We start from the raw sequence: 18,722 nt of genomic DNA, 5'->3' as shown, positions 1-18,722 counted from the left end.
AACTAACACTTTCTATTTGATTGGCTTAACGTTATGGTTAAGCCAATCTTCTTTCTGGCGCCGACCATTTACCTGAGTACTGCATGGATTTTAGTCAGCTTCTACAACAAAAACAGCGTCGCTGGCAGCGCGCTGCGCTCATCATGCTGGTCTTGCTTCTGGTTGCCAGTGCCGCCTATGTGATGGTCGGCGAAATCTTCATTTCTCCTTTTTCTGCGATGTCGCCGTTGGAGCAACAGCTGGTGGTTGAACTGCGTCTGCCACGTCTGGTTGCAGCGATGGTGATCGGTGCCGCCCTAGCCGTTTCCGGGGCAACGCTTCAGGTCTTGCTGGGCAATGTCCTCGCTGAGCCGGGGATTATTGGTATCTCAGGTGGTGCCAGTGTGGCTATGGTGATTTTGCTGTTTTTCTTTCCCGCAGCGGCCACTCCTATCGGCTTTATGCTCTCGGCGATTGCCGGTTCGCTGCTGTTTACTCTGTTGCTGGTCTCGATTGCGAAGGCGATGCGCCTGACAACCACTCGGTTGTTGCTGGTTGGGGTCGCGCTGGGGATCTTATCGGGTGCGGTGGTCACCTGGGCTTTTTATTTCAGTGATGATTTGAGCCTGCGCCAACTGATGTACTGGCTGATGGGCAGTATCGGTGGTGCCAGTTGGTACCAACACACGTTATCCTTAGTCGCTGTGCCAGTCATCGTCTGGTTGGTTTTACAGGGTAAAATGCTCGATAAACTGATGCTTGGCGAAACCCACGCCAAGCAACTCGGGGTGGATGTGATAACGCTGCGCTGGAAACTGATCCTCGCGGTGTCGGTACTTGTTGGTGCGGCAGTCGCACTTGGTGGCGTGATCGGTTTTGTCGGATTGGTGGTGCCACATTTGTTGCGCTTGGCACTCGGTACCGAAAATCGCATGCTGCTGCCACTCTCCGCTATCTGTGGTGCTCTGTTGCTGGTTTTTGCTGACACCATCGCCCGTTTGGCCTTGGATTCGGCAGAGCTACCGCTCGGCGTTGTGACAACCACACTCGGCGCGCCTGTTTTCATCTGGATGTTGGTGAAAAGTCATGATTCGCATTAAGAGCTTACACGTGGAATCACGCCTGCTGCCGTTGTCGTTTGACTGTCAGCCGGGCGAAATTCTGCATGTTGTCGGCCCGAACGGCAGCGGAAAAAGTACTTTGCTGGCTGCGCTGTCCGGCGTGTTGGACAGTGTTGGTGACATTCATATCGCGGATATGGATGTGCGCGCGGCATCCCTGAGTGAACTGGCGCTGCATCGCGCTTATCTCTCCCAGAGTGAAAAGCCTGCGTTCAATCTCGACGTATTTCAATATCTGGCTTTGTCACTGCCAGCGTGCGCTGTTGAGAAAGGGGATGATGTCAATCAGGTCATTACTTTCATCACTGGGCTGCTGAACATCAACGATAAGCTGCATCGCTCGATCCACCGTTTATCCGGGGGAGAATGGCAACGAGTGCGTCTTGCAGGTAGCTGTCTGCAAATTTGGCCGTCACTGAACCCTTACGCTAAGTTGCTCATTCTGGATGAGCCGGCGGCACCGCTGGACATCGCTCAGGAAGGATTGCTGTATTCACTGATTCAGCAGGTTGCCGCTAAAGGCATCACGGTAATCATGGCTAACCACGACCTCAATCGTTCGCTACGCCATGCTGACAAGGTGTTGCTCCTCAGTCAGGGGGTTGTGCACTGTGTTGACACTCCACAAAACGTTCTCACGGAGCAAAATCTGGCTCAAGTGTTTGAAACTTCTGTGAAGCGCGTCGAAGTGGAAGGGAAACCTTACTTAGTTTTCGACTAATTTTGGTGCACAGAGCACAATTTTGGGTCGGCTACCACTTTGGAGTAATCACTCATTTTTACGACATATTCTTATTTTTATTTAAAATCAATGGTTTAATAAGTTTTAAAAAGTTGGCACGCAAATGGCATTAATAAGATCGATACATTCTCGTTCTTGTTAGGCTTTTTATAGTCTCCTTAGCCACCTTGCTCCCAAGGTGGCCTTTTTTTGTTCTTTTTTTAAGCAAAAACAAAGCATAGTACCAATGTGTATGCACTGATATCTGGGGAATTCGGGATACAAGGGAAGTGAGAAACAAAAACGGCCCTGGGGGATTGGGCCGTGAGTGAGAGGTGGACTTGATTAATGCTCTGGGGTTTCCAGTAGTTTAACCGCGCAATCCACAGCATTATGAATGCCTTCAGAACTCTCAAGTTTTCCGGAGCTGGCAGGACCAAGCGCACAAGAATACAACGCCAGTTGCTTATCGAACGGCAAATCTAACTGCTCGTAAAGATTTTGTCGGATCTGGGCGTGTTGTTCAGGTTCTTGGCTAGCAAGGCTAATCAAAGTTTCATAGATAAGCGTTTTCATGTAACTCCCTTTTTATTCTATTGCACGGAGTGCATATGAATTCTATCCGCTTAGCCAAGAAAAATCGCACGTCACAGTCACACAACAAAACATTCAAAAACGATTCACAAGATATGGTACTGTGAAACGCGGCTTATTTGAGGGTTGAGTTAAAAAACAACGCTGAAAGTAACCCAACTCACCAAACTATGTCATTAGGGAGACGTTAAGTGTTAAGGGAAATCAACCGAGCGGATTTTGCATCCTTCTGGCCAACATTTTCACGCATCATTCAGGCTCAGGAAACGTATGCCTATGATCCGCACATGACCCAAGACCAAGCGTATCAATTGTGGTGTGAAGCGCCGCTGAAGACTTACGTCTATGTTGACGGTGATGCAGTTCTGGGAACGTATTACATCAAACCCAACGCGATGGGGCCGAGCAATCACATTTGTAATTGCGGCTATATGGTCGCAGATGAGGCCCGGGGAAAAGGGATCGCGCGTCAAATGTGTGAAGATTCACAGCAACAAGCCTTGGCACTTGGCTTTGAAGCGATGCAGTTCAACAGTGTGGTCTCGACTAACGAAATCGCAGTGAGCTTATGGCAGAAACTGGGGTTTACGATTATCGGCAGATTGCCTAAAGCCTACCGGCATGGCCGTTTAGGTTATGTGGATAGCCTGGTGATGTATAAATGGTTGAAGTAAAAGCACTGCTTAGTACCAAGACTAAGCAGTGCTGAGCCTCACGAAAGGAGCGTTATCGCTTCAGCCAATAAGCTAGGCACCCTGTGGTCACTGTCATACTCAAGGTGATGATCAGGACGATTCCATCCAAAGCGTCTATGACGCCATACTGCTTGGCCATCACCCCGACAGCCGCAGGCGCGAGACCGCCAAGCAAATATCCTAAGCTTTGAACGATGCCGGACAGACGAATAGCGTCGGTTGGTGTATGCGTTACTGCCAACGGCAGTTGCAGTACCAACGGGAAGAAAATACCAATGCTCATGCTGAGTAATCCTATCAACAACCAAACAGGACCGTTGGCTACATAGCAGATTGGAGCGAGGGTCAACAGCGCCGTGGCCAACAAAACGGTTCTGCTTTCGCTATGACGCAGTGAAGCAACAAACAGCGGATAGCTAAGGCTGGTAAGTGTACCGATGATGATAAACACAAAGGTGTACTGATTGGCAGCAGTTGCGCTTTCGCCCTGAGCGATCAACCATTGCGGCAACCACGCCGCGATGGCGTAATTCAATCCTGATTGAAGGCCAAACAATAGCGTTAACGCGATGATCAGCGATCGTTTAACCACCAGTACAACGTTGACCACAGAGTGAGAATCTTGTTCACGGGATGGCATGCCTGTTGAAAAGGCAATCAGACTCAGCAGCGTTGGCAGGGCCCAAATCGCAAGGCCAAACTCAAAACCGCCCAAAGCGGAGCCAACAGGCGTGGTCAGAATCGCCGCACAGCCAGAACCGATGCCCATGGATGCAGCATACCAACCAATTGCAAGTGGCGTATATCGCCCTGAGTGCTGCTTGATAAAGCCAGACAGCACTGGCCTAATCAGCGCATCACCAATCCCCACCAACAGAGATGTGAACAGCAGAACGCTGAACCAGTATGTCTGCACACGAAGCGTTTCACCAACGGCTACCAACATAAAACCGATCAACAACGTCATCTTTATTCCTGCGCGTTGTGCCACCCAATGGGCAAGGGGAGAGAGCAGCCCCATACACATGACCGGAATAGCGGTCAGTAATCCCAATAAACTCTCAGGCACTTGAAAATGCGTTTGAATCTCGGATAGAGCCGGAGCGATGGAGGTGATGCCGGGTCGCAGGGAAAACCCCGCAATAAAGATCAGCGACAGGATGACAAGAAAGGAGGGTTTGTGATTCATAAACAGATCTCCGCACTGCGTACTTTGCAGACACATCAACACACAGCGCTCATATACATGAGAACGAGTGCGTTGATTGACGTTAACGCGTACGGATATGTCGTTGGGTATGATAGTGAAGCTCACTGACAAGTCAAATTTTCATAGTGTGACCCAGCTAAATCAATAGGTTTCATATGATTGTTAGAGTGAATGGCTTAAGATGCGCGTAGAGTGATTTATCATGAAAAACAGCGAGTTCACCCAAGCAGGTAAACGGAGTTATCGCGCAGGACAACAACATTCAAAATCAGGAGCAGGGTTTGGAACAGGTTAAGGTGGCACAAAAAGAGATTCGGGGACTGACGCTGCGAACGTGTAATGCGGATGAAATGAATCCTCAACGGGCGAAAATACCCGCTCATGTCGCGTACGTCGACGCCAATGTCCATATTGACTATGCGGCTGGCGCCCGTGCATACAGTGTGTACTTCAACTATGCATCGGACGTTAACGGCGAGTTCGATGTGCTGATGGGATCAGATCAGGTAGCAGAAGCAAAAGCCCCCCTGCAGTCTGTCACTATCGAACCGGGAAGTTATCTGAAATTTACTGCCCAAGGTGATTTCCCTGCCGCGGTAATTGAAGTGTGGCAGTCAGTATGGCGTTATTTCAGTGCCGAAGAGTGCGAACACACTCGTGCATACACTACCGATTTTGAGCATTATGAAAATGCGAATACCGTGAGCGTGTATATTGCTTTGCGGGAAGCTTAATGGCTGGTAGGTGGAGTAAAGGACAGCAGATGATGTTGAGACAGACGGAAGTTCACTTGTGTCATCCGTGTGGCGTGGAAACGCATCACATCGTGATTCTGGTGAGGAAGCCGAGTCCTTATCAGGATGATCCCCATAGAAAATGGAAAGAGTTTATTGCGGGTGCCGTTAAAGGTTGGGCGCTCGGAAGCTTTGTTGCGTCAATGGACGAATTTTCTCGCCACCTTATCTGTGAAAACTGCGGTCATAAAACGATCGAAGACTAGTTCCACCTGATCAAAAAAAGCCAGAGAGTACTCTGGCTTTTTTTATTCGCATGCTGAGCTTATTGAGTCAGCTTCGCCAGATCAGCAGGGCGGTAGTAAACCGATTTCAGTACTTTGCCCTGACGAATGGTTTTACCTTCAGAGACAAAATCCTGCGCACATTTTGCGATGATGTAATCGCCTTTCTGCACGGCCATCAGTTGGATGCCTTGTTCTGCGTAGAAAGCTTCAGTTTCTGAGTATTCTTGTTCGTTGCGGCACACTTTACTCATGTTTGAGCTGTGAACTTCGTCCCAGCAAGGAAGGAAGTCGATACCACGGTTCGCAGCAACGTTCAGCAGCAGGTCAATCAGGTAGCTGATCGCCAGATTATCGCTGACTTTTGCGTCACCCAGGTGCACCAGACGTCCCATCAGTACATAAACGCTATCGACGATCGCATCCGCTTGCTCAGTTTTGTTGTCCGCTTCGGCAAGTTCGGTCAGTTCTTCAATCGCCAGAGAGGTGTGCAGCGTATCTGCTTTGTCATCCAGGCTGGCTGGAGTGGCGACTGGCAGGTCAAACGTGCTACGAAACTCAGTGATGTCGCGGTAAAGGTGATCGTAAATGTCTTGCGTCAGCTTAGATAAATGCATGCTTTCAGTCCGATTGCTTGAAATAAAGCGCCAATGGTAGCAGAGCTTGCCATTAGCGGCTATGTAGAGAAAACGTGTTGTTCAGAAATAATTAAGGCGCTGCAGTGAGCGCCTTAACAGAAGAGATTACAGATACATCTTGGCGAGTTCTGAAGGCTCAACTTCTTTGCCATCCAGATTCGCGTTCCAGTTGGTACCAACCAGCACGCCATCTTCGCCCAGAGTGATCAGCCAATCTTCAACGAAGATATCCAGCGGGATTTCCAGTACTTCGAAATCGGCCCACTCTTCGACGTTATGAAGTTGCGCGTCTTCTTTTGATGACCAGAAGGGCATCACTTCGCTGTCTTCAAACTCGGTCGATTCACAAGACAACCAGCCTTCTTCATTACGCAGACCCCAAACAAGGTTGTTCTCTTGGGATTCTTTGATGAACAATTCAAGGTTGGCTTGAATATCTGTCGTTAATTTGCTCATTTTATTCTCTCACTAAGAATGATGGCGTAAGAGTAGCATTTTCAACGGTTAAATCCCATTAAGATTTGGTGGATGTCCCACTTTTCTACCGTCGAATCCGTTCATTTCACTAGCGGAACAGATAAGGGAACAAGGCCTTACGTTCTGCTTCGGTGAGGTTCGATACACGTTCAATATTGGTATCGGGAATGGCTTCCGGATTCGGATAATGTTTGAGTACTTTTTCCATACTCTCTTCGCGGATCAGATGAAAGATCGGATACGGTGCGCGGTTGGTGAGGTTCTCCGCATCTTCCGGCTCAGTACCGGCAAAGTAGTAATTCGGATGGAATGTGGCGACCTGAAAAACGCCTTCCCAATCTTGCTGGCGAATCAGAGCTTCGACCCAGTCGATAAAGAAGTTGTAGTCGGTGAAATCTTGCAGCATATCTGGCACGACGACCAGAGTGGTTTCCAGCTCTTGCGGTTCTTTGGTGTCCAGTTCCAACAGTTGATCAAGAATGTCCTGCAGCAGATCCTCTTCGCGGGTTGCGTTGCTGACACAAATCTTAATTTGTTGGTTGCGCTGAGGTTTGGCCGCAAACGGGCACAGGTTCAGGCCAATCACCACATCGTCTAACCATTGGTTTACGCTGGCGGCGACGGCCTGATTATCGGTAGTTGAGCTCATATTCTTGTCGTCGTTGTTTTAAATTTCGCGGCAAGAATAACACAACTTAGTGAGAAGATTTCAACACTGTGGTTGCGCTGGTCGCTGCATTGCTTTTGTGACGCAGGCTCAGACGCCAACACAGGGTAAACAACACGGCATACAACACCATGCCGCCAGCGGTCACCATCTCCCAGCCGCCATGTTGCCAGCAATACAGCAGATAGAACCCGCCCAGACTGCCGCCCACATAATAGTGCACCAAGTAGAGCGCGGTTGCGGTCGCTTTGGCTTCGGTCGCCTTCTGGCTGACCCAGGCGTAAGCCAATGTATGGGTGAAAAATGCACCAAAGCTAATCAGCATGAGGCCCAGCATCATGAATGGAATCGATTCGACCAGCGCAATCAACATACCGGACATACTCAGCGCGGCGCCCACCACCATACCTGTGATTGGCGGGTAACGTTTGGTCCAGTTGGCGGTGAGTTTTGAACTCAGCGTACCCGCCAGATAGCAGAGGAAAATCAGAGAAGCCAGACCAATTGGCATTGAGTAAGGTTCGGCTACCAAGCGAAAACCCATGACCGAATAAAGGTTAACAAACAGCGCAAAATTGGTGCCGCCAATCAGCATCGCCAGCCAAATAGTGCGGTTGGAAAGGTGTTTGACCAGTGCGCGATTGTGATGGAAAAACATGCCGCGCTGTGGTTTGAAGTTCACTTGAACGGGTAGGCAGGCTAGTACAATCAGCGCGCCGATAAAGGTGAAGCCAGCCATTGCGATCACCGCTTGTTGCCAGCCCAGTGCGTCGGTAAGCAGGCCACCAAAAATACGTCCGCTGATGCCGCCCAATGAGTTCGCAGCGATATAGCCGCCAATGGCTTTGCTGAACGCTTGTGGTGACAGCTCTTCGACCATGTACGCAACCGCAACAGACGCAAACGCCGCCAGCGCCACGCCCATTAGTGCGCGCGCCAAAACTAAAACCCAGAAGTCGCTGCTGATTAGCATCACGGCTCCGATCATTGGCATCGCAAACAGGCCAAGCAGCATCACACGGCGGCGACCAATGGCCTCAGAGCTGATTGCCCAGGGCACTAAACTGACAGAAAGAGCTAAAGTAGACGCTGCGAACAGCCAGTTGATCTGCGTTTCAGAAACAGCGAAATGTTTGGCCATATAAGGCAGCATCGGTTGAAACAGGTAAAGGTTACAGAAAACCAAAAATGACCCAAAGGCGAGGGCGAAGGTTACTTTTCGATACTGGGGGCTGCTCAATTCAATCATGGCGACAACTCAAACTAGGCTCATACGACGATGTGATCAAAGTATCAGTGCAATGCGAATTAATAAAATATATTAAAATTATTGTTGTCATATATTTTGTATATGGAGAAGCCAGACTCAAATGTTTTGGTTATCACCACAGCTTGGAGCCTTATGGAAACCCGTCATCTCAAACATTTTGCTACGGTAGCGCGTAATGAAAGCTTTACCCAAGCCGCACAGGAACTGCACATTGCGCAGCCTGCGTTGAGTATCTCGATTAAGAAGTTTGAGCAACAACTCGGGGTGGTATTGTTTAAACGCGATGAACGCAAAGTGACGCTCACTCATGAGGGTTCGGTGTTGCTGGAACATGCCACGCGCATTCTGCAGCAAATTGAAGATGCACAACTGGCGATGGATGAACTCAAAGGGCTGGTAAAAGGGGAAGTGCGTCTTGGCGCGCCGAGCATGATGGGATCGTATTTTTTCCCGGAAATCGTGATGGCGTTTAAGAGTCATTTTCCCAATCTTAAAATGACTGTGATTGAAGCGGGTACTCAATCGATTCGGAAAATGTTGTTGTCGGGTGAGCTGGATATCGGCGTAATTCTCAATCACGATCTACCACCCGATCTGGAGGTCGATCCGTTGTTGTCGTCACAAATGGTGGCCGTGGTGGGCAAAGAGCACGAACTGGCGCAGCGTAAGCAGATAGAGTTTAAAGAGTTTTTTGAACATGAACTGGTGATGTTCAAGCCCGGTTACTTTCACCGCGAATTTATCGATAAGGTGTGTAAAGAACACAAACTCAGCGCCAATTTTTCTTTTGAAACCAATTTGTTGCCAATGATTTTGAGTATCGTTAAACATGAATACGCGATCACGGCGCTGCTGGAATTGGTCACGGATAACGAACCGGAGGTGAAAGCGATTCCGTTTCACCCGCCAGTCTGGCTCGATTTAGCGCTGGCCTGGCGTAAAGATGGCTACTTGTCTAATGCCGACCGAACTTTTATCGAGTTCGTGAAGCAGTATGTTTAGGGTTTATTTGCTGTTGTAAATACGATCGAAGTTGGTCGGATTCCAGCCAATCATCACGCGGTCACCGATTTTCAGCACCGGTACACTGCGCACACCCATCGCATCGAGTTCTTTGCGGCCGCGTTCCATTTTGGCGTTACACAGACGGTACTTCACCCCTTTAGAATCGAGATAGCGCTGGGCATCTTTGCAGTGTGGGCATTTATCTTTAATGTAAAGGACAACTCGTTTCATGGTGGTGCTCGCAAAGTGGAAAGGCGCAGAGTTTAACGGCGAACGCCAGTTGATGCAAATTGGCGGGATGATTCACAGCCGGGTTTCGGTTACACTTTGCGACCCTAAATTTTTGGACTGTTAAAGCGTTCCCGTTATGCATCCTGTGCTGAAATACATTCAGGGTTACCCTGCCCACATTCTCGAACCGGTTCAGCGAATGGTTGAATCTGGAAAGTTGGTGTCTTGGTTTGAGCAGCGTTATCCGCAGCGTCACGATATTCAGAGTGAAAAAGCGCTGTTTAACTACACGATGGATATCAAAAATCAGTACATGAAAAAGACCACGCCGCTGAGCAAAGTGGTGTATGACGGCAAGATTCACCTCATTAACAATGCGCTCGGATTACACACTTATGTGTCCCGAGTGCACGGCAACAAAATTAAAGCCAAGAACGAAATCCGTATTGCCAGCGCATTCAAAAACGCACCGGAACCCTTGCTGCGTATGCTGGTGGTGCACGAACTGGCGCATCTACGCGAAAAAGAACACAACAAAGCCTTCTATCAACTGTGCTGTCATATGGAGCCGGACTATCATCAGCTAGAACTGGATGCACGGTTATATATGATGGTGCTTGAACTGAAGGCGGGAAAGAAAATCGATGTCTAAACCAACACGTCCGTTCACGCGCAAATCGGAGCGCAGCGCTAAGCCGATGGCTAAAGTTCAATCAAGTAGCAAGCTGGCGGGCAAGCCGATGACGAATAAAAATACTCAGGCTCCTCTAAAAGGTAAAGCGGGCTTGCATCCGCGTAACCAGCACAAAGGCAATTACGATTTCCCTGCGCTGTGCAAAACTCTGCCAGAGCTTGAACGTTTTCTGATTAAGAATCCGAAAGGGGAATGGAGTATTCCGTTTTCTGACCCAGTGGCGGTGAAGCTGCTCAACAAAGCATTGCTGGCTCATCATTACGGTGTCACGTTCTGGGATATCCCTGCCGGCTATCTTTGCCCGCCAATTCCGGGGCGCGCGGATTACATTCACCGTGTAGCGGATTTGCTCACTGAAGAGTGCCCCGCACTTAAGCAAAATAGGGTGAAAGCGTTGGATATTGGCGTGGGTGCGAACTGCATTTACCCGATAGTTGGTGTAACGGAATATGGCTGGAATTACACGGGCAGCGATGTGGATCCGGCGTCGGTCAAACAGGCAAATTTGATTGCGCAAGGCAACCCAGTGCTGAAAGGGCGCATTGAATGCCGATTGCAGAAAAACAGCAAAGCGATGTTCAGTGGCATCATTGGCAAAGATGAGCGTTATGATGTCACCACCTGCAATCCTCCGTTTCATGCTTCTCTGGCTGAGGCTCAGCAGGGCACTGAGCGTAAAATCCGCAATCTGCGCGACAACCAGCGTAAGAAAGGGGTCGCTCAGACTCAGCAGGCCAAAACGGCGCCTGTGTCTCCGACACTGAACTTCGGTGGGCAGAAAGCTGAACTGTGGTGCCCGGGGGGCGAAGCGGCGTTTGTGAAAGACATGGCGTTGGAAAGTCAGAAGTTCGCAGAACAAGTGCTGTGGTTCACGACACTGATTTCTAAGAGCGACAACGTCCGTTGGTTGAAAAAACAACTGGAGAAAGTTGGCGTGCAGTCGATAAAGGTAGTAGAGATGCAGCAAGGACAGAAAGTGAGTCGCTTTGTGGCATGGAGTTTTCAAAATGCTGAGCAGCGCAAGCTGTGGTTGAGCAGAAAATGCTAAGGTAAATAACAGGATAAACAGCAGAGGAGGTTGGTCATGGACTTTGAAATCTATACCCCCTGTCAGCCTGATTGGTTATGTGTACCGTTCCTTTCCGTGTTCTCGGTCATTTTGTTGATTGGTCTCGTGCTGTTTATTCGTATCTTGTATCGTGAATACCAAAAAATTCAACGCTCTACTAAAGTTCGCCGTTTGCGCCGCACTCACTATCGCGATCGCAAAGGCGGTAAAGATGGCCGCCCAACCAACATTGGCAAGCGGCGCTAATCAAGACGGAGAAAGAGCATCCAGCGCTTGCTGATACTTTTTCTCCAGTGCTTTATTGCCCGCCTTTTCTTCCAGTTCAATCAAGAGTTGTAACGACGCCTTTTGGTAACCGTAACGCTGATGAAAGGCCAGCAGTTTGATTCTCGCTTCCGTGTAATCTCCCCGTTCTATTTCCAGCTTCGCCAGTTGCAGTAAAGACCGAACCCGTGTCGGATCGTGGTCGACAGCACGTTTGAAGTAGTAGGCGGCTTTTTCTTGGTCGCCGGATTTGAGTGAACAAAACGCGGCGTTCTCATAGCTGGCGGAAATCAGGTAGTAGTAAGGCTGTTCGACAGCGCGGTTGAAGTACTTATCGGCCTGCTGATATTCGCCGTGTTTGCATAGAAAGGTGCCGTAATTGTTGAGCACATTGCCGTTTTTGGGATGATTGCGCAGTGCCGCGCGGTAGGTGTCTCGGGCTGAGTCGGTTTCGCCAACGGTTTCAAAGTAATGCGCCATCGACAGTTGTGAGCGGTAATAGTGCGGCGCGTGCTGCATCGCTTTTTCTAGATTTTCACGCGCTTTGATCATGCTGCCGTTTTCTAAGTAACCCAGCCCGAGTGCGATACGTGATTCGGCCATCTCAACCGGATCGCTTTTCAGATCGCTGTTGTCTGACTCCTTCACCGTAATACAGCCAGTTAAACTCAATACGCACGCCAGTATCCATACATGTTTCATTCGCTCACTCCTTTTCAATGCACAATCATAAGCACATCAGCAAGTTAACCTAGGTAGCGGCAATAACATTGCGAGTCAGTTGGCAAACATACGAGAGTCAATCGCAAAGGATGCGAGGCGAGTAAAAACGTAATGTGCGGATAAAGAAAAGGCCGCTGAAGCGGCCTGAGAGATAGATTTAATCGTCTTTGGTGAATTTGTCTTCGCTGAAGTGCTCCAGATCGTACGGCGTTTGTTGGTACACGCAGTAGTTGAGCCAGTTCGCAAACAACAGATGACCATGGCTACGCCAGCTGGCGCGCGGCTTGTTGTCCGGATCGTCATTCAGGTAGTAGTTGACCGGAATTGCCGGTTCCAGACCTTCACCCAAGTCGCGAATATACTCATGGTGCAGAGTCAGGGAATCGTATTCTGGATGACCAGTGACGAACACATTGCGTTTGTCTTTGGTCGAGGCCAGATATACCCCCGCCACATCCGAGGTGGCCAGAATATCCAGATCGGTGTGAGTTTCTAAAAAACCCGGCTCAAAATCCGCGTAGCGTGAATGAGGCGCAAGGAACGTATCATCAAAACCTCGGGTCAGCGGATGATAAGGCTGCAGGGTTTCATGGTGATACACGCCGGAGAGCTTTTCGTCACGGGTGCGTTTCGGCAGGTTGTACAACAGTTTCAGGCCAGCTTGCGCCGCCCAGCACACATACAGTGTGGAGGTGACATGCTGTTTGGCCCATTTCATGATCCGTTGTAGGTGATCCCAATACACCACATCCTCAAATTGCACCAAACCTAAAGGCGCGCCAGTAATGATCAGGCCATCGAAGTTACGGTGGCTAACGATTTCAAACTGACGGTAGAACTCATTCAGGTGCTCTTCTGGAGTGTTTTTGCTTGGGCGATCATCAATGCGCAACAATTCAATGTCCACCTGAAGTGGCGAGTTGGACAACAGGCGCAGGAACTGCGTCTCTGTCTCAATCTTTTTCGGCATCAGGTTCAAAATCAAAACTTTAAGCGGACGAATTTCTTGCGTAGAGGCACGCGATTCTGGCATCACGAAGATATTTTCATTGCGTAGAACATCAGTTGCAGGCAATTGATCGGGGATCTTAATTGGCACAGCTTTCTCCCTAAGCGTTACGTTTGGACGTCTATACATCTAGACTTATAACCCAACTCCCTAAAGTTGTCGATAGCAAAATGCAGCTGGCTCGAATTTAAGTTAGTATGAAAGCCACGATTTTCCTACTCCAAACCCACTATGCCACTCACTCTGACCCTGATTCGCGGCCTGCCAGGCTCCGGCAAATCCACCCTTGCGAAAACCTTGCCCGGAGTGCATCTGGAAGCGGACATGTTTTTTGAGAACGCACAGGGCGAATATCATTACCGCCCGGAATTGATTTCCAAGGCGCACGAGTGGTGTCAGCGGGAATGTGAACGCGCATTGGCACAGGGGAATAGCGTGGTGGTGGCGAACACGTTTGTGCGTCATTGGGAAATGACTGCGTATAAAAATCTGGCGCGGAAATATCGCGCCAGATTAGTTACCAAAGTCTGTCGGGGGGATTTCCCGAATGTTCACGGTGTCGACTCCGCCACTATCGAGCGTATGCGCCAAAAGTGGCAGGACTGAAGCGATTAATCGCGATGTGCCAACTCACCTTGACCGGTGCGTGTAAACTGCCACCAAGCCAGCGTGCCCCAGGCGAACGTTTGTAGCCACAACAGTGTCCATTGAGGCGCTATCTGACGCCATTCTGCGCCCATCTGGTTTAACGCTAAAAAGCCCTGAATCCCCGGCGTACTCGGAAACAGTTTTGATATCCAAATCAGCGGGGCTGGAATTGCCTCAACAGGCCAGATAAAGCCAGCCGAAAATACCAATGGCATTGAGCTGATCAGTACTACCAGTGTCACCAGTTCCCGGCGCGGCGTTAATGCACCAAGCCAGATGCCGATAAAACAGGCACTGAGCAAGAAGGGCAGTAAGAGGGTGAGGAGCTGTCCGCCACTGGCGAGGGTGTTCACTCCGTGGGTGGTAAAACTCGCCCCGAAGTAGTACATGCTGAGCAGATAATAGATTGCGATGATGATCGCGCTGCGCACCAGAATCAAACGCAGTGGTGACACGCGGCTCCAATAGCCCCGGCCCTGTTTCTGTGTTCCCACCATCAAACCTGAGGACATCGCCAGCGTTTGTTGCAAAATCAGCACGAAGACGGCCGGAACGACATAATCGACGTAGCCCATACGTGGGTTGAAGGTCGGTTTGAGATTGGACTGCATGGCTGAATAGTGATGGGCAGCCAGTGCCATCGGCTCACCGTCGATCACCAGACGCGAGATTTTGGCTTTGGCCGACAGTGTGCCGCCCGCCTGCGCCAGGCCCTCAACAATCGTGCCGTAGACCAGAAAATAGGACGCATCACCGGCATACGCCAGTGTCGGGCTTTTACCCAGCAGCAAGTCTTTATAAAAATGTTCCGGGATCACCAGAATTCCGCTGACTTTGCCGTCGAGAAAAGCGTGTTTCGCGTCTTCAATCGAATGGTCCCGTTGAACCACCTGCACCTGAGGTGTCGCATCCACCATTCGCTCCAACTGATAGCTGGCCTGGCTTTTGTCGAGATTGACCACCGTGATTTTTTGCTCGCGCGGCGTTTGATGGCTGTAGGGAAGTGGATAGAGGAACGAATAGAACACCACGCCGCCAATCATGGTGAGCATGACCACCGGATTGGTCAGCAGGGCTTTGAGCTCGGCTTTAAACAGTTCAAACAGGGTCATGAGTACTCCTTACTGTTTGCTCTTTGCTTTGATGCTTGCGAATTAACGCTAACGTCAGCAGCAGTGGCAGCACATAGCCCACCATTGGCCATAAATGGGACAGCGATTTTGCTGCGCTCAGTCCGTAACTGACCTGACTGACCTGGACTTCAATATAGTGACTGATGGGCAGTAGGCTGCGCCATGCCTGAGCCAGAGAACCCATATCGGAGGTCGGAAAGGTGATGCCCATGAAGGCAAAGCTGGGCGCGGTGAACGCACCGGCAAAACTCATTGCGCGCGCTGGATCGAGCGTGAGGAAGTAGAACGCGGTGCCCATGATCATGCAGGCTATGGCTGTCAGCATTTGTGCGCCAATCAGTACCGCGAAACTCCCATGCATCGGCCACTGCAGCAGTGAGTAAAACCAGATGAGAAACGCTGCGCCTTGCAGCACAAACATCGGGTAGTAAGGCAATAACGTACGAGTCAGATTCAACAGCGGCTTGTCATCCAACCAGGCTTTCAGTCCGTATTCGCGATAGTTGGCAGTCAGAATCAAAATGGTACTGACTACAACCACAATCTGCCACAATGCCGGCACAATCGCAGACACCAGAAACTGGGCGTAGTTGGTGTTTTTGTTAAACAGCGCTGTAATTTGCGTGCGTACCGGAACGGAACGGCCCATGGCGCTCAGTGTGGTTTGTTCACCGGAAGCGAGTGTTTTCACCACGTCGATCTGAGCGTTGAGTGTTCCCTGCGCTTGCACTACCGCTGAGTTAATTAAACGACCAACCAGAATGTACTGACTGTTGTAAAAAGTAGTGACTCTCGGCTGTTCGCCACGATAAATGGCTTTATCAAACTGATAGGGAATCACCACATACGCATAAATGTCGCTGGTTACCATGTCATCTTTAGCTTGAGCCACGTTCTGATATTGGCGCGTGACTGACAGCGTTGACGTGGCATCCAGCTCTCTGACTAACTGACGTGAAAGCTGGCTGTGTGACAAATCGACCACACCAATCGGCAGGTTCTGAACCACACCCGCAGAAAAGATCCACCAGATGGAACCGGCCAGCAGAATGGGTACCCAGGTCAGGCAGGCCAGTAACCAGTGATCATGACGCAGCAGTTGCCATTGCGAGGGGATAGCGCGGCGCATCACTTACAACTCAACCACCACGCTCATGCCCATGCGCAGATTCGTTTCTGGCGCAGTCGGGCGAGCTTCTACTTCAAAGGTACGCAGGTCAAAACCTTGCGCAGCATCAGTTGAGCGCCAAGTCGCGAAATCACCCATCACGGCGACATGGGTCACTTTAAACTCCAACGACTTGTTCAGCGCAGGCAGATAGGCATTAAACGTGGTGCCTTTCTGGAAATGGCTCAACAGATCCTCACGCACGTTCAGCACTGCCCACGAATCTTCGCGATCAACCACCGTCACCACAGGAAACCCCTGAGGAGCCAGTTCGCCGCTTTGCATTAACACCTGCGACACTTCACCATCGAACCAGCTTTCGATCTTGGTGTCTGCGGCATAAGCTTCTACTTCCGCTACGGCACCTGCGGCCATACGCGCTTTCTCCTGCGCGGCTTGTTTGGTTTCTGCGCGAGCGCCTTCTTTGGCCATTTCATACATCTGGAATGCCGCACTTTCGGTGTATTTCGCCGCTTGCCACTGAGTATTGGCCTCATCGCGTTTCTGTTCGGCAACCACGCCATCTTTATATAGGTTGTTCACGCGCAGGTAGGTTTTCTCTGCCAGTTCAGCCGCGGCTTTGGCTTTCATCCATTGGTCTTTCGCGGCGCGAATCTGTTGCTCGCGAGCGCCATTTTCGGCTTCTTGTGCCAGCGCGCCAGCAGCTTTCTGACCTGCGATGGCTTGCTCCAGTTTGGCTTCAATTTCCGGGCTGTGCAGGGTGAAAATCAGCTGACCTTTTTTCACTTCATCGCCTTTACGCACGTAAACCTGATCGATTCGCCCCGGTACTTTGGACGAGATGCTGTATTGCTGAGATTCAATCTGGCCTTGCAAGCGCACAGGCTCTGGTTGGTAGGCCTGATAAAAGCTGTAACCAATCCAGCCCGCGGCTGCTAAGACAGTGACTGCAAGAAGAGAGGATTTTGCCGCTTTCATGAAGGATCCTTTTGCGTGTTGAACTGGTTATTGGAATGCTGAGTGACCAGAGGAATCGCACTCTGGGTGTATTGCGGGAAGGTGGTCATTTCGCTGGAGATCGCTAGAAGTTTGGTGAGCGAAATCAGATAATTAAATCCGGCCGCCGCTTGTTGGGTACGAATGCTGGCTAGATAGAGTTCGGCATCCACCACATCCAGAGAGGTCGATAACCCTTGGCTGAACGCTTTCTGGCGCAGAGAGAGGTTCTCCTCTGCCAATTTCAGGCTTGAATTGAGCCCTTGAACTTCTTCCAGTGCCTGCTCGGCCTCTTTGTAGGTTTTCTCAACCAACACACTGAGATCTTGCTTGGCTTGCGCGCGCAGATATTTTACCTGCGTTACGGTGCTGCTGGCGGCCTTCACTTGCGAGCTGCGGCCTGTGTTTTCAATCAACGGCACGTTGACGCCCACTCCAACCATCCAGTCTGGCGCGATTTGGCTGGCAAGCGAGTCATCTTCGTAGAGGTTGTAGGTCCCGTAAAGATAGACCTCAGGATAGTATTTGCCTTTTTCCGCTTTGATGAGGCTGGAGGCCTGCTTCTCTTTGGCTGCCAGCATATCCAGTCCCGGATAAGTAGCCAGTGTTTGATCAATGAAAGCGCTCATTGGCGGCAGGCTGTTATTAATAAACAGGCCGCCACTTGGTTCAACGGTTTGATTCTGGCTGAGGATTTGTGTCAGTGCGCTCTGCGCGATATCGAGATCCTTTTGTGCTTTTTTACGCTCGACGGTGGCTTTGTCCAACGAGGCATCCGCCTGCAGGCGTTCGACATGTGCGATCTGGCCTTGCTGCTCGAGTTTAATGGCATTGTCGCGATGTTTGGTCAGACCTTGCTCTACGGCGATGCGGGTTTGCAGTACTTCTCTGGCGAGGACAACACTGAAATAGTATTTGGCGAGATCTTCATAGCGAGCTTGGGTTTCCATCGCCAGCTTGCTTTGCGCTTCTTCTTTTTTTCCTTCCGCTGCATCTTGCGCCGCAGTAATACGACCACCTGTGAAAATGGGCCACACGGCGCGAATGGAAGAACTGAACACGTCGCGCTCAGTAATGGTAGAGGTCAGCGAGCCCAGAGAAGCGAATAAAGGGGCATAGGCCGCGAGGGAAGCAGGAATCCCACCGGCGCTGTCGACGATTTGCTTTGCTGATACAGTCACATCCTGATCAAGACGAGTGTAATTGGCACCAACCGTCACGGAAGGCAAATTCAGATTCGATGTCGAGTCTTGCAGGTGTTCAAAGTGTTCGACGTTGGCTCGTTCAGCAGCTAATGAATTATTGTTTTGCTGCAATATTTCCCAGGCTTGCTGGAAAGAGATAGGCGCAGCGAATACTGACGAGGTCCCCAACAGCGAACACATCAGCATACTGATGGATTTCACTTTCATGCTTTAGCTCAGAATAGGG

Annotated in this window: 23 protein-coding genes; 10 read left to right on the top strand and 13 right to left on the bottom strand. The window is 50.2% G+C overall.

Annotated features, from left to right (window positions below):
- Window positions 1-83: 83 nt before the first annotated feature.
- Complete coding sequence (gene btuC / locus LGV68_RS04675) at window positions 84-1,079, top strand: vitamin B12 ABC transporter permease BtuC (protein WP_252536344.1); 996 nt, start codon at window positions 84-86, stop codon at window positions 1,077-1,079.
- On the top strand, window positions 1,066-1,821 hold the full coding sequence (btuD, locus tag LGV68_RS04670) for a vitamin B12 ABC transporter ATP-binding protein BtuD (protein ID WP_233959592.1): 756 nt from the start codon (window positions 1,066-1,068) through the stop codon (window positions 1,819-1,821). Before btuC ends, btuD begins: the two co-directional genes overlap by 14 nt.
- Before the next feature lie 345 nt (window positions 1,822-2,166).
- Here btuD and LGV68_RS04665 read toward each other — a convergent pair whose 3' ends face one another.
- Window positions 2,167-2,397, bottom strand: a complete 231-nt coding sequence (locus LGV68_RS04665) for a PAS factor family protein (RefSeq protein WP_020327515.1) — start codon at window positions 2,395-2,397, stop codon at window positions 2,167-2,169.
- A gap of 209 nt (window positions 2,398-2,606) precedes the next feature.
- On the opposite strand from LGV68_RS04665, the gene LGV68_RS04660 reads away from it, so the two are divergent.
- Window positions 2,607-3,089, top strand: a complete 483-nt coding sequence (locus LGV68_RS04660; RefSeq protein WP_061056583.1) for a GNAT family N-acetyltransferase — start codon at window positions 2,607-2,609, stop codon at window positions 3,087-3,089.
- Between the two features lie 52 nt (window positions 3,090-3,141).
- Here LGV68_RS04660 and LGV68_RS04655 read toward each other — a convergent pair whose 3' ends face one another.
- A complete protein-coding gene (locus tag LGV68_RS04655) occupies window positions 3,142-4,299 on the bottom strand; it encodes an MFS transporter (protein WP_222744733.1) in 1,158 nt (385 codons plus the stop codon).
- 302 nt (window positions 4,300-4,601) lie between these two features.
- Between LGV68_RS04655 and LGV68_RS04650 the strand changes: the two genes are divergently transcribed.
- Window positions 4,602-5,054 (top strand): GyrI-like domain-containing protein, encoded by a 453-nt coding sequence (locus tag LGV68_RS04650; RefSeq protein WP_238848268.1) that lies wholly within the window; start codon window positions 4,602-4,604, stop codon window positions 5,052-5,054.
- A 32-nt stretch (window positions 5,055-5,086) separates the two neighbouring features.
- Window positions 5,087-5,320, top strand: coding sequence for a hypothetical protein (locus LGV68_RS04645; protein WP_061057225.1), 234 nt, complete (start codon window positions 5,087-5,089; stop codon window positions 5,318-5,320).
- A 59-nt stretch (window positions 5,321-5,379) separates the two neighbouring features.
- Here the strand turns inward: LGV68_RS04645 and LGV68_RS04640 are convergent, their stop codons facing one another.
- From LGV68_RS04640 to LGV68_RS04625, 4 genes are all read right to left on the bottom strand, one after another.
- Window positions 5,380-5,955: a nucleoside triphosphate pyrophosphohydrolase family protein gene (locus LGV68_RS04640; protein ID WP_020432543.1), complete on the bottom strand. Its 576-nt coding sequence runs from the start codon at window positions 5,953-5,955 to the stop codon at window positions 5,380-5,382.
- Window positions 5,956-6,081: 126 nt separating this feature from the next.
- Window positions 6,082-6,432: a DUF2750 domain-containing protein gene (locus LGV68_RS04635; protein WP_020432542.1), complete on the bottom strand. Its 351-nt coding sequence runs from the start codon at window positions 6,430-6,432 to the stop codon at window positions 6,082-6,084.
- Window positions 6,433-6,541: 109 nt separating this feature from the next.
- Window positions 6,542-7,102: a DUF1415 domain-containing protein gene (locus LGV68_RS04630; protein ID WP_020432541.1), complete on the bottom strand. Its 561-nt coding sequence runs from the start codon at window positions 7,100-7,102 to the stop codon at window positions 6,542-6,544.
- Window positions 7,103-7,148: 46 nt separating this feature from the next.
- Entirely contained in the window at window positions 7,149-8,369 is a 1,221-nt protein-coding gene (locus LGV68_RS04625; RefSeq protein ID WP_024374149.1) for an MFS transporter, read from the bottom strand.
- A gap of 153 nt (window positions 8,370-8,522) precedes the next feature.
- On the opposite strand from LGV68_RS04625, the gene LGV68_RS04620 reads away from it, so the two are divergent.
- Window positions 8,523-9,392 carry a LysR family transcriptional regulator gene (locus LGV68_RS04620; RefSeq protein WP_047458826.1) on the top strand — a complete coding sequence of 290 codons (870 nt, stop codon included), beginning with the start codon at window positions 8,523-8,525 and terminating at the stop codon, window positions 9,390-9,392.
- A 3-nt stretch (window positions 9,393-9,395) separates the two neighbouring features.
- Here LGV68_RS04620 and LGV68_RS04615 read toward each other — a convergent pair whose 3' ends face one another.
- Window positions 9,396-9,626: a glutaredoxin family protein gene (locus LGV68_RS04615; RefSeq protein WP_020432537.1), complete on the bottom strand. Its 231-nt coding sequence runs from the start codon at window positions 9,624-9,626 to the stop codon at window positions 9,396-9,398.
- A gap of 136 nt (window positions 9,627-9,762) precedes the next feature.
- Here LGV68_RS04615 and LGV68_RS04610 point away from each other — a divergent pair, with 136 nt between their 5' ends.
- The 3 genes from LGV68_RS04610 to LGV68_RS04600 all read left to right on the top strand — a co-directional run bounded on the left by LGV68_RS04610 (window position 9,763) and on the right by LGV68_RS04600 (window position 11,635).
- Window positions 9,763-10,278, top strand: a complete 516-nt coding sequence (locus tag LGV68_RS04610) for a M48 family metallopeptidase (protein ID WP_024374147.1) — start codon at window positions 9,763-9,765, stop codon at window positions 10,276-10,278.
- Between the two features lie 88 nt (window positions 10,279-10,366).
- Window positions 10,367-11,368 carry a 23S rRNA (adenine(1618)-N(6))-methyltransferase RlmF gene (gene rlmF, locus LGV68_RS04605; RefSeq protein WP_233952850.1) on the top strand — a complete coding sequence of 334 codons (1,002 nt, stop codon included), beginning with the start codon at window positions 10,367-10,369 and terminating at the stop codon, window positions 11,366-11,368.
- A 36-nt stretch (window positions 11,369-11,404) separates the two neighbouring features.
- Complete coding sequence (locus tag LGV68_RS04600) at window positions 11,405-11,635, top strand: hypothetical protein (protein WP_020327489.1); 231 nt, start codon at window positions 11,405-11,407, stop codon at window positions 11,633-11,635.
- Here LGV68_RS04600 and pilW read toward each other — a convergent pair whose 3' ends face one another.
- On the bottom strand, window positions 11,636-12,355 hold the full coding sequence (gene pilW / locus LGV68_RS04595) for a type IV pilus biogenesis/stability protein PilW (protein ID WP_252536343.1): 720 nt from the start codon (window positions 12,353-12,355) through the stop codon (window positions 11,636-11,638).
- Between the two features lie 178 nt (window positions 12,356-12,533).
- A complete protein-coding gene (metA, locus tag LGV68_RS04590) occupies window positions 12,534-13,475 on the bottom strand; it encodes a homoserine O-succinyltransferase (RefSeq protein ID WP_020327487.1) in 942 nt (313 codons plus the stop codon).
- A 141-nt stretch (window positions 13,476-13,616) separates the two neighbouring features.
- Between metA and LGV68_RS04585 the strand changes: the two genes are divergently transcribed.
- Window positions 13,617-13,991 carry an ATP-binding protein gene (locus tag LGV68_RS04585; protein WP_061056579.1) on the top strand — a complete coding sequence of 125 codons (375 nt, stop codon included), beginning with the start codon at window positions 13,617-13,619 and terminating at the stop codon, window positions 13,989-13,991.
- A gap of 5 nt (window positions 13,992-13,996) precedes the next feature.
- Here the strand turns inward: LGV68_RS04585 and LGV68_RS04580 are convergent, their stop codons facing one another.
- Genes LGV68_RS04580 through LGV68_RS04565 form a run of 4 tightly spaced genes read right to left on the bottom strand, consistent with a single transcriptional unit; the run spans window position 13,997 to window position 18,703 of the window.
- The gene (locus LGV68_RS04580; RefSeq protein WP_158124870.1) at window positions 13,997-15,145 is read right to left on the bottom strand and encodes an ABC transporter permease; all 1,149 of its coding nucleotides are present in this window, start codon (window positions 15,143-15,145) and stop codon (window positions 13,997-13,999) included.
- Window positions 15,132-16,295 carry an ABC transporter permease gene (locus LGV68_RS04575; RefSeq protein ID WP_222727033.1) on the bottom strand — a complete coding sequence of 388 codons (1,164 nt, stop codon included), beginning with the start codon at window positions 16,293-16,295 and terminating at the stop codon, window positions 15,132-15,134. The genes LGV68_RS04580 and LGV68_RS04575 overlap by 14 nt, the downstream gene beginning before the upstream one ends.
- A gap of 3 nt (window positions 16,296-16,298) precedes the next feature.
- Entirely contained in the window at window positions 16,299-17,273 is a 975-nt protein-coding gene (locus tag LGV68_RS04570) for a biotin/lipoyl-binding protein (protein ID WP_024374143.1), read from the bottom strand.
- The gene (locus LGV68_RS04565) at window positions 17,270-18,703 is read right to left on the bottom strand and encodes a TolC family protein (RefSeq protein WP_020327483.1); all 1,434 of its coding nucleotides are present in this window, start codon (window positions 18,701-18,703) and stop codon (window positions 17,270-17,272) included. The genes LGV68_RS04570 and LGV68_RS04565 overlap by 4 nt, the downstream gene beginning before the upstream one ends.
- Window positions 18,704-18,722: the final 19 nt, after the last annotated feature.

Origin of the sequence: Vibrio sp. LQ2 (assembly GCF_023920125.1) — a bacterium.
In the GTDB taxonomy this organism is placed as follows: domain Bacteria; phylum Pseudomonadota; class Gammaproteobacteria; order Enterobacterales; family Vibrionaceae; genus Vibrio; species Vibrio fluvialis.
This window is presented reverse-complemented; position numbering and strand designations above follow the sequence as displayed.

Coding starts and splice junctions, on each gene's coding strand:
- LGV68_RS04585 (WP_061056579.1), top strand. CDS start 13,617: ATGCCACTCACTCTGACCCTGATTCGCGGCCTGCCAGGCTCCGGCAAA.
- btuC (WP_252536344.1), top strand. CDS start 84: ATGGATTTTAGTCAGCTTCTACAACAAAAACAGCGTCGCTGGCAGCGC.
- LGV68_RS04565 (WP_020327483.1), bottom strand. CDS start 18,703: ATGAAAGTGAAATCCATCAGTATGCTGATGTGTTCGCTGTTGGGGACC.
- LGV68_RS04575 (WP_222727033.1), bottom strand. CDS start 16,295: ATGCGCCGCGCTATCCCCTCGCAATGGCAACTGCTGCGTCATGATCAC.
- LGV68_RS04615 (WP_020432537.1), bottom strand. CDS start 9,626: ATGAAACGAGTTGTCCTTTACATTAAAGATAAATGCCCACACTGCAAA.
- LGV68_RS04635 (WP_020432542.1), bottom strand. CDS start 6,432: ATGAGCAAATTAACGACAGATATTCAAGCCAACCTTGAATTGTTCATC.
- LGV68_RS04625 (WP_024374149.1), bottom strand. CDS start 8,369: ATGATTGAATTGAGCAGCCCCCAGTATCGAAAAGTAACCTTCGCCCTC.
- LGV68_RS04645 (WP_061057225.1), top strand. CDS start 5,087: ATGTTGAGACAGACGGAAGTTCACTTGTGTCATCCGTGTGGCGTGGAA.
- LGV68_RS04600 (WP_020327489.1), top strand. CDS start 11,405: ATGGACTTTGAAATCTATACCCCCTGTCAGCCTGATTGGTTATGTGTA.
- LGV68_RS04665 (WP_020327515.1), bottom strand. CDS start 2,397: ATGAAAACGCTTATCTATGAAACTTTGATTAGCCTTGCTAGCCAAGAA.
- pilW (WP_252536343.1), bottom strand. CDS start 12,355: ATGAAACATGTATGGATACTGGCGTGCGTATTGAGTTTAACTGGCTGT.
- LGV68_RS04620 (WP_047458826.1), top strand. CDS start 8,523: ATGGAAACCCGTCATCTCAAACATTTTGCTACGGTAGCGCGTAATGAA.
- btuD (WP_233959592.1), top strand. CDS start 1,066: ATGATTCGCATTAAGAGCTTACACGTGGAATCACGCCTGCTGCCGTTG.
- LGV68_RS04640 (WP_020432543.1), bottom strand. CDS start 5,955: ATGCATTTATCTAAGCTGACGCAAGACATTTACGATCACCTTTACCGC.
- rlmF (WP_233952850.1), top strand. CDS start 10,367: ATGACGAATAAAAATACTCAGGCTCCTCTAAAAGGTAAAGCGGGCTTG.
- LGV68_RS04630 (WP_020432541.1), bottom strand. CDS start 7,102: ATGAGCTCAACTACCGATAATCAGGCCGTCGCCGCCAGCGTAAACCAA.
- LGV68_RS04610 (WP_024374147.1), top strand. CDS start 9,763: ATGCATCCTGTGCTGAAATACATTCAGGGTTACCCTGCCCACATTCTC.
- LGV68_RS04655 (WP_222744733.1), bottom strand. CDS start 4,299: ATGAATCACAAACCCTCCTTTCTTGTCATCCTGTCGCTGATCTTTATT.
- LGV68_RS04580 (WP_158124870.1), bottom strand. CDS start 15,145: ATGACCCTGTTTGAACTGTTTAAAGCCGAGCTCAAAGCCCTGCTGACC.
- LGV68_RS04570 (WP_024374143.1), bottom strand. CDS start 17,273: ATGAAAGCGGCAAAATCCTCTCTTCTTGCAGTCACTGTCTTAGCAGCC.